Source organism: Vibrio sp. 2092, assembly GCF_033339635.1.
Lineage (GTDB): Bacteria > Pseudomonadota > Gammaproteobacteria > Enterobacterales > Vibrionaceae > Vibrio > Vibrio alginolyticus.
Window position 1 is genome coordinate 187,268 of sequence record NZ_JAWOUY010000005.1, and the last position, 12,980, is coordinate 200,247.

The following is a 12,980-nucleotide window of genomic DNA, read 5'->3' on the forward strand; positions in this document are numbered from 1 at the left end:
AGCCCTTGGCGTTATTGGTGAAACGCCTAAAACGAGCAAATTCGCGATCTGTGATGATTCTCACTTATGAAACAAAATCGTTGCATTGTGTGAGCCAATGCTCACCTTATATTCTTCGCCTGGTACCAAAGCAGACCACTTATACCATCTGCAATGAGCTTTACTGCTTTAAAAAGCATAGATGATGAATGGGTACTTGAGAGGGAAAGTTATTACTTTTTATCGGCTTGCCGATTGTTCGTTTGTTTTTTTGGATCGAGATAAAAAAACCAAAGCGATCCCACCAAGAATGATGCCGCTGGTTAAAAGAGTATGCAGTGAAAGAGGCTCGTGGAGTACGATGCTGCCGAGTAGCAAAGCAATGGCTGGCACGGAAAGTTGGCTGACGGCGGCTTGAAGTAAAGAGAGCTTACGCATGACTTGATACCAAAGCGTATACCCAAGGCCAGATGCAATGGCACCAGATGCGATAGCGAGCAACACTCCGCTCAAAGAAAGGTGGATTGAGGACAAGATTAATGGCGAAAGGAGCACGCCAATTATTGATGCAGCGATGAATCCCCACGTGATGCCACTACTTGGAGAAGGCGCTTGTTTACCGAGCGCAGTAAACGCAGCCCAACAAACGCCAGAAATCAACATGAGAAGTGCAGAGCTAATATCGGGGCGAGTGGCAGATGGCAACATCAACCAAACAAATCCAACAATTGAAAGGCCGATACCGATGATTTCGAGAAACTGAAAGCGCTCACCTTGCAACCAATAGATCGCCAGTAATGTAAGTTGCACGGCACCAAACAAAAGCAAAGCACCAGTTCCTGTCGCCAGTTGTAAGTACGCGAAAGAGAAAAGGGCAGCGTAACCAAATAACGCCACGCCAGCAAAAAAGCGAAAGCGAGAAGTTGGCCGATCGGTTTTCCACTGACCTCTCACGACAAGCATTGCGATTAAGGTAATCGCGCCAGATATCAATCGAACGAGCGTGAAGCTTCCTGCATCAATTAACCCTTCTGCCAAGGCAAGTCGGCACAATAATGAATTGGCAGCGAACGCCAGCATTGCAATAGCAGTGAGTAAGAAGGTCGACATCCTTGATCCTTAGCGTGTAAATGAACAGCTAGTGTAGATCCAAAAGAACATTTTTATTAGTTGATAAAGTGATTAGTTATAGCTATCAGAGCAAGAAAGTCATTAAAAATAACCAGAGAAAACCTGACCTTAGCCTGAGTCTTACTGTGGTTGGAAAGGTTGTTTGTACAATGACTCAATGGTGTTTTTCAACCATAGCAATTTGGGATTGTACGCATTGCGTTTATGCCAAATCATGGTAAATGGAATCAGTAATTTGTCTTGTTGAGCTTGGTCTAATGGAATTGGCAAGCACACCAAATCGAGATGCAGCTTTTCTGTGTAACTTTTGCAATAGTGCGGCGCGGTGGTGATCATATCATGCGTCGGCTGCGCTGCCATAAAAAGGGATTGCTCAAAGTTGGACATCGTCAGCCCGATAGAGCGCTGTAGCCCTAGTTCCGCTAATACTTCATCCAACGCCCAAGTTTCACTTTTTTCCCAAACAATATTGATGTGTTGGTAGCTCAGAAAGGTCTCGAGATTCCACTCTTGCTGTAATGCCGGATGATCTTTATGTAAATACACCATCGGCAGGTCATAAAATAGAATCTCAAAATCCAAGAAATAAGGCAGAAGATCCAACGACTCTTTCGATCTAGGGTGGCTTTCTCGGCCGGTAAAACCGATATCCGCCTCGCCCCGAATGATGGCGTCGAGTGAATCGTAATCCCAGTTACTGGTTTTTACTTTCGCTTCAGGGTATCGCTGGTGGATAGCGACGATGACTCTGTCCAGCATTGTGAGCACTAATGGCGACTCAATCGTGATATCAAAACGCACTCCTTTAGGCGTAATATCGCTGCGTTTTTCTGCAATCTGGCAGCCAATTTGCAGCCATTCTGCAAGATCTTGCTCCATGCTTTGCGCCAAGGGCGTTGGCGCAAGACCTTTAGGTGTTTTGACAAACAAAGGATCATCGAACCAATGACGAAGTTTGTTGAGCGACTTACTTACGGTAGAGGGCGTAACGTTCAGCTTTTTCGAGGCTTTCGAGACGCTTTGCTCTTGCAACAATAATTGCAGAGTGAACAGTAAGTTTAAATCAAGTCGCGCTAGGGATTTCTTCATAATGGGTATCGTGAACAGGCTTTGGAATCAATAGTATTAGAGCAAGGCTGATTACGCTACCTAGCACTAAGATAAACACCAACATATTCAGTGCAGTAACGCCGATGAAACCCATAAACCAAATATAGAACGCGGAACTACAAACTTGAGCAATGCCCAGTAACGAGCTTGCCACGCCAGCTTGTTGAGAGAATGGGCTGAGCGCTTGGCTCATGGCCACGCCAAAGCCACAAGCGAAGCCTGCGCAAATCAGCCCAAGTCCGAAAACATAGTAAAAAGGTTGTCCATCATGGAAATGGGCTGCACTGAGCACGATGGCTGAACAAACGAGCAATCCTTGAGAGCTCATCATTAAGGTTCGCTGCTTGAAAATCCCCAATGCCAATGGCGCCAAGAACGAAATCAACATACTGATCGTCGCAGTCCCCGCCATGATGGAAGAATAGCCACCGCGATCAAAACCAAGCATACTCATCACAACAATTGGTGAAGCGTTAACAAAGGTCAGGATGGTGGTCACTCCAAGTGCAGTAATGATCAGCCTACTGATAAAAAATCGCTCGAAGAAAGTCTCTTGATGGCTCTCTGGCGTTGTCTGTTCTTCACATTGTTGGCTGGGTAGTGATTCCTTGAGAACAAAAATGGCCAATACACTGACGAGAATGCCCATTCCTGCCATCGTGGTAAACAAACTCGGCCAAGGAAATTTCAGCATAATCAAGTGACCAATCACGGGTGCGATCACTGGAATGATACAGGTGATGCCATTGAGCATCGACAATACTTTCGCGCGGCGTTCATCGTCTAACGTGTCGCGTAAAATCGCGAACGCGACGACATAGCAAGATCCAGCACCGATGCCTTGGCAAAAGCGAGCAATCAAGAAAGCGTTTGGTTGTTCAGCCATTCCGCCGAGAAAAGACGCGAGCACGAAGATCATCGCGCCGACGACGGCAACAGGCTTTCGTCCCACAGAGTCTGCAATTTTCCCCGCGAATAACATGGTGGTAGCCATGCCAGCTAAATAGATCGAAAATGCAATATGCAACTGAGATTCACTGGCATTGAGATCTGACGCAATTTGAGGCAAACCAACAAGATACAAATCAATGGCAGTAGGGTAGAGTAAAACGAGTGCAAAACTACAAAGTAAAAAACGGGACATGGAAACCTCTCTATCGAATGGTGAGGATAATAGAGTGCTAAACGTTTGCCTGCGAGTGGGAAATACGACACTAGGTATTTCTATTTACGACATACCCTGTATGAATTGAGCATAAAAACAACAAGGAAGATTATGATTACTATTGAAAAGTATTCGCCTGAGCGACATGAACACACTTGCGAACTTAGCGTGCTAGAAGAGCAATCGCAGTTTACGGTCGCGGATGTGGGTGAAATGCTTACACGTCTTGAACCCACAGAACTTCCGCATCTGATTTTGGCAGACGATGACGTGGTTGGCTTTTTTCTATTTGATGCAGCTTACAGCGAGAAATACGATTTTTGCCCGAAAAACAGTTTAGGCGTGCGTGCTTTGCTGGTGGATCACCGTCATCAAGGCAAAGGCATCGCCAAGCAAGCCATTCAACAGTTTGCCGATTTCGCCAAACGCCATTATCCCGAGTTTGATGCGCTTTATCTCACCGTGAATTGCCGCAACATACCCGCTTATCAGTGCTATTTAAAATCAGGGTTTGAAGATACCAATGAGCTTTACCACGGCGGCCCCGTTGGACCGCAGCACATTATGAGACAACCGCTTTAAGTTCGCTGTTGGGTGAGTGTTTGCATATGGCATTCAAACTTTTAACTACACAACATTTTAAGATACCAGTGTCATATATACTTTAAGTGTTTAAATGAACAATATGATGGAGTGTCTTATGGATTTTATAGAACGAGTTCAAGCTCTTTCCAAAAAAATTCCCCAAGTATCAGCGAGTTTAGCTACAGAAGAAGCAACAAAAAACGCATTAGTAATGCCATTTTTGCACTCTGTATTAGGTTATGATGTCTTTAATCCAAATGAGGTTATCCCTGAGTTTACTGCTGACATTGCTACGAAGAAGGGAGAAAAAGTAGATTACGCACTCATTAAAGATGGGGTTGTACAAATTCTTATCGAGTGTAAAAAATTTGGTGAGCCATTGGCCACTAAACATGCTAATCAATTGTTTCGGTATTTTTCAGTAACCAATGCTCGTATTGCGATTTTAACTAATGGATCTGAATATCAGTTTTTTACGGACTTAGACGCTCCAAATAAAATGGATGAAAAGCCGTTTTTGACTTTGGATCTTGCCAATCTTGATGAGCACGTAATTCCCGAAGTGAAAAAGCTTACCAAGTCTTCTTTTGATGTTGAGTCTGTAGTTGATGCTGCCGGTGAGCTCAAGTACCTCAATCAAATTAAAAAAGCACTTCATGAACAGTTTCAGAACCCTGAAGAGGAGTTTGTAAAATTCTTTACTTCAAAAGTGTACGATGGCGTCCAAACCGCAAAAGTCAAAGCACAGTTCATGGATATTACAACGAAGGCTCTAAAACAATTCTTGAACGACAGCATTAATGCTCGATTGAAATCTGCAATTGGTGGAGATGATAAAGCACCGATCAAGGTAGACGATAGCGTTAACACCTTTGAAGAATCCGTCGAACCTGCTCAAGATAAGCCCAAAGTTCAAACGACAGATGAAGAGATCGAGGGTTTTAATGTAGTTAAGGCGATATTGCGACAACAAGTTGATGTACAGCGAGTGTGCGCCCGTGATACGCAAAGTTATTTTGGTATCCTGCTTGATGACAACAATCGGAAGCCATTATGTCGCCTTTGGTTCAATACCAAACAAAAGTACATTGGCCTCTTTGATGAAGCTAAAACAGAAACCCGCCATCCAATCGACTCGATTGACGATATTTTCAAATTTAGTGAACAGTTACAAAGTACGCCAGAACTTTACGAATAGGCTTACATAGAAATGCAAATGAAGCTCCAACACATGATGTTTTGATATCTGTGCTGGGGCTTTTCTATTATTCAATCGCCTTAGTTTTGTACAAACCTAGGTATCTTTGAGTTTTGGGATGGACATTTAATTTTAAAACATATACTTAAGGTGACTTAGATAGTTAAAAGCCAAGGATGGAAAGATGAGGATTGAAATCGACAATTTAGAACGGTCGCAAGTGATAGCGCTGTTGGAAGGACATTTACAGGACATGTACGCCACGTCACCACCAGAAAGCGTGCATGCGTTAGATTTAGATAAGCTCAAAGCGCCAGAAGTGACATTTTGGACCGGATGGAAAGGTGAGCAACTGCTTGGGTGTGCGGCGATTAAAGAGTTGGATGACCAACACGCGGAGCTGAAATCCATGCGCACCACGCCTACGGCAAGAAACCAAGGTGTGGCATCTCAATTATTGATTCATGTGATTGAGCAAGCGAAGCAAAAAGGTTTGCAGCGCTTGAGTTTAGAAACGGGCTCGATGGAGTTTTTTAAACCAGCGCGCCTGTTGTATGAAAAGCATGGCTTTGTGTACTGCGAGCAGTTCGGGGATTACGAACTCGATCCGAACAGTCAATTCATGACCCTAGAACTGAGCTAGGGCCATGAATTTTTAGAAGCTAAATCCAATCGATTTAGAAATTCAGATTCAAGTTGATGGTTGGCGACAAGAGGCTTGAACGCTCGTCAGCCAATCGCTTTCTCTTCTCTTTCAGTCTCTTGGCATTATCTTTGTCTGGATTGCCATCAAGCTGATTATCGATGACCGAGATTTCAGTATCGATTTGTTGGATGCGTTGCTGGCGTTGATATTCTTGATGACCTAACTGGTAGTTCTCAATGAACTCTTTGCTGCTGCACACACCGTAGTATTCTTTGCCTTCGATACCGACAGTGTACCCATTGTCTGGTGAGCAATATTGGATAGTGCCTTTATCAAAGCCTTCTTTCCATTTCGCTCGGTCGGGTGTCACACCCGCTTCACCACAGTCTTCGGTATAGCTATTGATAATGTTTGGATCGTTGCCGTCTCGGCCATCTTGATAACCTACGTTGTACCAGTTTGCCGTTTTGCACTCATCCGGAGACATGCTGGCGCAACCTGAGAGCAAAGTCAGTAAAGCCAGGGGGATTAGCGCTCTTTTCATCAGTGACTGTCCTTTAAATAAAATCGAATTGATAACTTGAGTTTAAAATGAACACTGTTCATATCAATGGTTGAAATCATTGTATTCACAATTATGGTGACTCATTAATCTAAGTGATAAATTTATTATGCTGAATAGAAGTGTGTTTGATTAGTATTATCCACGAACTGCGCCTTTGCTGCATCAATCCACTAGCCTTGGCCCCAAATTAAGTGATAATACCAACATAAAGATAAACACCGTCAATGAGGCTAAGACATTGAGCGAACAACCCACCGTCCTTATTATCGAGGATGAATCTGCTATCGCAGAGAACCTGATTCATGTATTAGAGATGGATGGCTACCACGCAGAGTGGTTTACAACAGCAGGAGAGGGCTTAGCTTTTTTGCAGCACAACTCCGCAGCGTTACTTGTCTTAGACGTAGGCTTACCGGATGGCAATGGTTTTGAATTATGCAAAACCATCCGTGAGTTTTCTGATATTCCCATAATCTTTCTCACCGCAAGAAGCGATGAAATTGATCGCGTAGTCGGTTTGGAAATTGGCGCGGATGATTACGTGACTAAGCCATTTAGCCCGCGCGAAATGTTGGCTCGCATTAAACTTCGAATCAAAGCTAAAGCGCCAATGATGGAGGACAAACCAGGGCCTGTAGCTGTTCCAGAACAACCTCATTTGAACCATGATTTAGTTGCGCAGAACTTCGACTACAGTGTTGGCGGGCAAATGCTTGGGTTAACTGCGGTCGAATTTAAGATTCTCGATAAACTGATTTCTGTCTCTTCCAATGTATTGAGCCGAGAGCAACTTATGGTCGCTGCTGACATGGCGCCGGAAGCTGCGTACGAGCGCAATATTGATACCCACATCAAAGCCATTCGCCATAAGTTGAAGCCGTTTGAGATGTCTGAACGCATCTGTACCAAGCGTGGCTTTGGTTACTTTTACTGCATTAAAGGTGAATGATGAATCGCTGGCCGAAGATCCCTCTTGGACTCAGACTGTTTTTTCTCTACTTCATCTTAGTCGGAATGACGGCTTACATGGTGAGCAAAACGGTCGTCCAAGAACTTAAGCCAACCGTGCGTCAAACCACCGAAGAGACGCTGGTGGATATGGCGAACTTGCTTGCAGTATTGGCAGAAGAAGATGTTGCGAACGGAAAGTTGTCTGAAAGTCGCTTCTCCAAACTACTAGCGGCTTATGGGCAGCGAGAGCCTCAAGCGCGCATTTGGGAAATTGGCAAAAAAGCGATTAACCATCGAATTTACATTACCGATAAACAAGGCATTGTGATTGCGGATTCTTGGCAGCAAGACGTAGGCAAAGACTACTCGCAATGGAACGATGTATATCTCACGTTGCGTGGTCAATACGGCGCGCGCAGTACCATCGAAGACCCGAAAGATCCGCTCTCAACCGTTATGCACGTGGCTGCGCCCATTTACCACAAAGGTGAAATCATTGGCAGCGTGACGGTGGCAAAATCCAATCGCTCAGTACAACCCTTCATCGATCTTTCTAAACGCAATGTGCCGTTTTGGATGGTGTGGATGAGTGGTTTAGTGCTATTGGCAGGGGCATTGTTTGCTTGGCGAATTCACTCAGCACTGAACAAGCTAGAAGACTACGCGACCAAAATGGGTGAAGGTGAAAAGGTCTCTAAGCCGACATTTCGTATCTTTTATGAGTACGGCACGCTAAGCGACGCATTAGAGAAGATGCGCAATCAACTCGATGGTAAACAATATGTGGAAGAGTACGTACAGACGCTGACTCATGAGCTGAAAAGCCCGTTATCAGCGATTAAAGGCGCGAGTGAAATATTGCAAATGCCGTTGCCTGCAGAAAAGGTCACGCGCTTTGCTGGCAACATTGAGCGAGAAAGCGACCGCATGCAGTCATTGATTGATAAGTTGCTCGAACTGGCTCGTCTTGAAAAGCGCCCCGAGCTAGAGCAAGTCGAAGCTATCTCGCTAAAACAAATGGTCAATGAAGTGGTTGAATCGGCGGATGCGCGCTTGAGTGCAAAGTCGGTGATTGCCAACATCCAAATTGATGACCATCTCGCCGTGCTTGGTGATGCCTTCTTACTGAAACAAGCCGTTTTTAACTTGATGGACAATGCGCTGGATTTTGTTGATTCGGAGGGATGCATTGAATGGAAAGCTGAGGTCGCGAAAGAGAAAATGTGCCTGTCGATTTTCAATTCAGGTCCTCACATTCCCGACTACGCGATGTCGCGTTTGACGGAACGCTTCTACTCCCTCGCTCGGGAAAATGGCGTTAAGAGCACTGGGCTCGGGCTGAATTTTGTTGAGCAAGTGATCAAGCTGCACAAAGGTCAGTTACAAGTCGAAAACGTCGATTCTGGCGTGAAAGTGACCCTGATTTTACCAACTCCATAGAAACTCCACATCAGCTCCATTCGTTCTCCAAATTGCTGATTTAGATTACTTCCATCAGCAAATGGAGAATGAAACATGAAAAAGATCCTCAATAACCAACTCGGCACGAAGTTCGCCTTCGTGCTGTTTTTGTTTGTCTTACTGCAAATCCCGCTTTCAATGGTCACAGGGCTGATCTCAGAACGCTCATATCGCCAAGATGAAGTCAGAAACGACATCGCACGCAGCAGCAGCGGCGAACAGCGCATCATTGGCCCATTCATCATGGTTAACTACACCGAAACCAGTTACCGAGATGACAAAGTACAGATTAAAGAGCGTCGTAAATTCCTCCTACCTAGCACTTTTGATATGAGCGCGAATCTGGACAGTTTTGAAAAGTACCGAGGCATTTACCGCGCGCGTTTATACAAAGCACAAGTGGCACTGAAAGGCACTTTCGATGCAGACGATCTCACGGCATTGCAGGGGCTTGATATTGACAACATGAGCCTAGTCGTTGGCATTGAAGACAGCCGTGGATTGATTCGTTTGGATGACATGACCATGGCGAGCTCTGATATCGAAGTCGCACCGGGAACGGGGTTAAATCAGTTACCACAAGGCTTCCACAGTGATCTGACACTTGCAGACCTAAACCCAGCACAACCTTTGGCATTCGATCTTAACTTCTTGCTACAAGGGATGGGGCAGCTTCAAGTCACACCAATCGGCAGTCAAACAACGGTTGAACTCTCTTCAACTTGGGCACATCCAAGCTTTATCGGTGATTACTTACCGGTGTCATCAGAAGTCTCTGAGGATGGATTTAATGCACAATGGGCGAGCAATAACTTCTCTACCAATATCGCGCAGCTGTTCCAAAGCTGTTTGTCATCGAATCACGCTTGTCACGAGCTTGAACAGCGACAAATGGGCGTAGATTTGATTGATCCCGTGGACCACTATTTGAAATCCCACCGAGCTGTGAACTATTCACTATTGGTTATCACATTAGTGTTTGCGAGTTTCTTCTTACTGGAGCTGTTCCAAGCGCGTCCGGTTCACCCTGTGCAATACGGTTTTATTGGTCTGGCTTTAGCGCTTTTCTATCTGTTGTTGATTTCGATGAGTGAACATCTGGGCTTTAACTGGGCATATGTGGTGTCGGCAGTCGCATCGACGGGGCTTTTAAGTGTGTACGTGAGCGGTATGTTGAGCAACACCAAACACGGCGCGATATTCGGAGTGTGTTTGCTCACTCTCTACGGATTACTGTTTGGCTTGCTACAAGCAGAAAGCTACGCATTGGTTATGGGGACATTACTGTGTTTCGCGATTTTGAGCTTCACTATGGTCATTACACGCAACATCGATTGGTACGCACGAAATAAGAAAGAAGAAGAAAGTGCAAAGGCGAATCATGAAGATATTTAAGCGAGCAACTCTCACTGGTCAGCCAAGCGATATGGTGGAAGAAACGTGCGCTATCCACCTGCGATTTCCTGCAAAAAATGGACTGAAAAGCTTGGTGTGTTTTATCGTATTGGTCGTTATTGCGCTCTATATTCGAGACAGCTTTATTCGTCCGACATTTGGTGATGTTCTGGTTGTGGTTTGGCTCTACTACTTTCTTGCAAGCTTGTTCTCCATGCCCGTTAACTGGCTGGTTTCACTGGTGGTGTTGATTGCGTTTGCTGTCGAGTTGGGGCAATTGCTTCAGGTCGTAGCTTGGCTTGGTATCGAACCTTCATCGCCTCTGGCTGTAATTTTGGGCGCCACATTTGATTGGAAAGATCTGCTGGCTTATAGCATCGGAGGTCTACTGTGTTGTTGGATGGAAAAGCAATGAAAACCGAGATGAAAGCCATTGCGCTACCAAACCGACTCCGCCATTCCAAACGAGGTATTCGTAAAAGGATCAAAATCAGTTTACTCAAGCGCGTGTACCTTTGGTCACTGACCAATAGAGAACTACTGTAAACCTCACCTGTTTATATGAAATACAAAAGGGAACCTTAAGTTCACCGGCGCACAGGGTGAGTTAAGATTCCCTTTATTAATAGGGTCTATTGAGCTTTCAAGCTGATTTTTGCAGCTGTTTGTGGGTAATTTATATGAGGCAGAGACATTTGAAATGTAGTTGGTGTAACTGATAAGCCGGTAATGAAGTAGAAATGAACCACAAACGCTGCCCGAAGGGTTCGGCTAAAAGCGTTTTACTCTTTGTTGAGAGGTAATTGCTTAGAATGACTAGGCGGTAAACCTCTCGCCGCGATTAAAACGCTTTTATCTCGAACAAAATTTAACCATGAAAGTTCAATAGACCCTAACTAAGACATCTAGCTGCTACTTTTAATTAGCTTTCAAATGAAAGTTTCTCGCCGAACGTCTCTTTCCAGTCTTTATCGAACTGCTCAACCGCCGGTTTTACTGCTGGGTGAGCGAACATTTGTGCCGCCACATCGGTTGGCAATGTAATGGCTTCGATGCCCAGTTTCATCACTTCCATCGCTTGTTGAGTGTTCTTGAAGCTGGCTGCCAAAATCTTCGCTGGTAGTTGGTTTTGATCGAGCAACAATTGAAGATCCGCGACCACTTCAACACCGTTGCCGTTCATCGCATCAATGCGGTTTACGTAAGGTGCTAGGTAGTCAGCACCGCACAGTGCCGCTAGGAAACCTTGTTGAGCTGAATAGATAGCCGTGGCGAGAACCTGAATTCCCTCTTTTTTCATTAGCTTAATTGCTGCTAAGCCGGTTTCTGTTGCTGGCACTTTTACCACTATATCGTAAGGCAATTCATTCAGTTGGCGCGCTTCTGCCACCATACCTTCGACGGTTGAACTCACGACTTGAGCGTGAAAGCGAGGTGTACCGCCAAGTGCTTCTTGCATGCCTGCTAGGGTTTCATTCAGTCCCTGTTTTGACTTCGCCAAAATGCTTGGGTTTGTCGTCACGCCTTTTAGCGGTAGGCACTGGTTAAAGCGTTTTACTTCTGCCACATCAGCAGTATCTAAATAAAGTTCAATCATGGTTTCTACCTTAAACAAAATCTTCGTTTTGATGATGGGATCACTATAGATCTGACAATCGAACGAGATCTTGATTTTGATCAATTGAAATTTCATTTGAAACTATAATAATTTCATTAAATGAAAGTTGAGTGAAACTTGTAAACGCTCAAATGAAGCTTTCAGTTCGAACAAAGAAAAGCCGCTGATAAGACTTAACCAGCAAGAAACGGATTAAGTACACAGCGGTAGCACAGACCAAGAGGCAAGCAGAGATGTATTTCAATATCCAACGATTCTCTACCCATGATGGCGATGGCATTCGTTCCATTCTTTTTCTTAAAGGATGCAGCTTGTCTTGCCCTTGGTGTCAAAACCCAGAAAGTCGCAGCGAAAAACATTCACTGTTGTTTGATCAGCGAAGCTGTATGGAAGGTTGCCAACTGTGCGTTTCTGCTTATCAAGCCACAACTCAATCCAGAGCGGATAGTGAAACGGTGAGCGATGGTATTCAACGCATCGACAACCAGATCATCATCAATCGCAAAGCCATCAAAGAAGACCAGCTGATCGCGCTGCGAGACGTCTGTCCTACGCAAGCACTGACTGTCTGCGGTGAAGAGGCGAAATCAGACATGTTGTTCGACACCTTGATGAAAGACAAACCTTTCTACGACCAAAGCCAAGGTGGTGTGACCTTCTCCGGTGGTGAGCCACTCATGCAAGCCGATTTAGTGGCGGAACTCGCGCAGCGTCTGCATGACAACCAAGTCTCTACCGCCATTGAATCGTGCATGCATGTGCCGTGGAAGAATGTCGAAAAAGCCGCGCCGCATATTGATTGCTGGTTGGCGGATTTAAAACACACTGATGAAGAAAAGTTTCTTAGCTGGGCGAAAGGTTCACTGAAACGCATCAAAGACAATTTCCGAAAACTGGCACCTATCGCGAAACGCATTGTGATTCGTGTTCCCGTTGTGCCGGGGTTCAATGACACCATCGAAGAGTTGAAAGACATCATCGATTTTGCGGCTTCACTAGAAAGCTGCCAAGAACTTCACTTGCTGCCGTACCACACGCTCGGCATCAATAAATACCGTTTGCTCGATATGCCTTACGAGTGTTCTGACAAGCCACTAAACAAACCAGAACTGCTAGAAAGCGCCATGCAATACGCAAGCGAAAACACCCAACTTAACGTGATTGTAAGAGGTTAAC

The 12,980-nt window shown here is 45.0% G+C and carries 14 protein-coding genes; 9 read left to right on the top strand and 5 right to left on the bottom strand.

What is annotated here, in order from left to right; genetic code table 11:
* Positions 1–219: 219 nt before the first annotated feature.
* The 3 genes from R7P80_RS11215 to R7P80_RS11225 all read right to left on the bottom strand — a co-directional run bounded on the left by R7P80_RS11215 (position 220) and on the right by R7P80_RS11225 (position 3,364).
* On the bottom strand, positions 220–1,089 hold the full coding sequence (locus R7P80_RS11215; protein ID WP_053303887.1) for a DMT family transporter: 870 nt from the start codon (positions 1,087–1,089) through the stop codon (positions 220–222).
* Positions 1,090–1,230: 141 nt separating this feature from the next.
* Positions 1,231–2,199 (bottom strand): HTH-type transcriptional regulator YidZ, encoded by a 969-nt coding sequence (gene yidZ / locus R7P80_RS11220; protein ID WP_053303886.1) that lies wholly within the window; start codon positions 2,197–2,199, stop codon positions 1,231–1,233.
* A complete protein-coding gene (locus tag R7P80_RS11225; protein ID WP_104980180.1) occupies positions 2,174–3,364 on the bottom strand; it encodes an MFS transporter in 1,191 nt (396 codons plus the stop codon). Before R7P80_RS11225 ends, yidZ begins: the two co-directional genes overlap by 26 nt.
* A 132-nt stretch (positions 3,365–3,496) precedes the next feature.
* On the opposite strand from R7P80_RS11225, the gene R7P80_RS11230 reads away from it, so the two are divergent.
* The 3 genes from R7P80_RS11230 to R7P80_RS11240 all read left to right on the top strand — a co-directional run bounded on the left by R7P80_RS11230 (position 3,497) and on the right by R7P80_RS11240 (position 5,811).
* Positions 3,497–3,967 carry a GNAT family N-acetyltransferase gene (locus tag R7P80_RS11230; protein ID WP_017820545.1) on the top strand — a complete coding sequence of 157 codons (471 nt, stop codon included), beginning with the start codon at positions 3,497–3,499 and terminating at the stop codon, positions 3,965–3,967.
* Between the two features lie 118 nt (positions 3,968–4,085).
* Complete coding sequence (locus R7P80_RS11235; protein ID WP_053303885.1) at positions 4,086–5,168, top strand: type I restriction endonuclease; 1,083 nt, start codon at positions 4,086–4,088, stop codon at positions 5,166–5,168.
* Between the two features lie 184 nt (positions 5,169–5,352).
* Positions 5,353–5,811 carry a GNAT family N-acetyltransferase gene (locus R7P80_RS11240; protein ID WP_225491621.1) on the top strand — a complete coding sequence of 153 codons (459 nt, stop codon included), beginning with the start codon at positions 5,353–5,355 and terminating at the stop codon, positions 5,809–5,811.
* Between the two features lie 34 nt (positions 5,812–5,845).
* Here R7P80_RS11240 and R7P80_RS11245 read toward each other — a convergent pair whose 3' ends face one another.
* A complete protein-coding gene (locus R7P80_RS11245) occupies positions 5,846–6,358 on the bottom strand; it encodes a DUF2799 domain-containing protein (protein WP_005374970.1) in 513 nt (170 codons plus the stop codon).
* 259 nt (positions 6,359–6,617) lie between these two features.
* Here R7P80_RS11245 and R7P80_RS11250 point away from each other — a divergent pair, with 259 nt between their 5' ends.
* The 5 genes from R7P80_RS11250 (at position 6,618) to R7P80_RS11270 (ending at position 10,732) form a co-directional block, all read left to right on the top strand.
* Positions 6,618–7,328: a response regulator gene (locus R7P80_RS11250; RefSeq protein ID WP_225491622.1), complete on the top strand. Its 711-nt coding sequence runs from the start codon at positions 6,618–6,620 to the stop codon at positions 7,326–7,328.
* Positions 7,328–8,770 (top strand): two-component system sensor histidine kinase CreC, encoded by a 1,443-nt coding sequence (gene creC / locus R7P80_RS11255; protein WP_225491644.1) that lies wholly within the window; start codon positions 7,328–7,330, stop codon positions 8,768–8,770. The genes R7P80_RS11250 and creC overlap by 1 nt, the downstream gene beginning before the upstream one ends.
* Before the next feature lie 75 nt (positions 8,771–8,845).
* Entirely contained in the window at positions 8,846–10,186 is a 1,341-nt protein-coding gene (gene creD, locus R7P80_RS11260; RefSeq protein WP_025768605.1) for a cell envelope integrity protein CreD, read from the top strand.
* On the top strand, positions 10,173–10,601 hold the full coding sequence (locus R7P80_RS11265; RefSeq protein ID WP_054702002.1) for a DUF2809 domain-containing protein: 429 nt from the start codon (positions 10,173–10,175) through the stop codon (positions 10,599–10,601). The genes creD and R7P80_RS11265 overlap by 14 nt, the downstream gene beginning before the upstream one ends.
* On the top strand, positions 10,598–10,732 hold the full coding sequence (locus R7P80_RS11270; protein WP_017189656.1) for a hypothetical protein: 135 nt from the start codon (positions 10,598–10,600) through the stop codon (positions 10,730–10,732). Before R7P80_RS11265 ends, R7P80_RS11270 begins: the two co-directional genes overlap by 4 nt.
* Before the next feature lie 376 nt (positions 10,733–11,108).
* On the opposite strand, the gene R7P80_RS11275 is transcribed toward R7P80_RS11270, so the two are convergent.
* The gene (locus R7P80_RS11275; RefSeq protein WP_025768603.1) at positions 11,109–11,783 is read right to left on the bottom strand and encodes a fructose-6-phosphate aldolase; all 675 of its coding nucleotides are present in this window, start codon (positions 11,781–11,783) and stop codon (positions 11,109–11,111) included.
* A 254-nt stretch (positions 11,784–12,037) separates the two neighbouring features.
* Between R7P80_RS11275 and R7P80_RS11280 the strand changes: the two genes are divergently transcribed.
* Positions 12,038–12,979 carry a glycyl-radical enzyme activating protein gene (locus tag R7P80_RS11280; protein ID WP_025768602.1) on the top strand — a complete coding sequence of 314 codons (942 nt, stop codon included), beginning with the start codon at positions 12,038–12,040 and terminating at the stop codon, positions 12,977–12,979.
* Position 12,980: the final 1 nt, after the last annotated feature.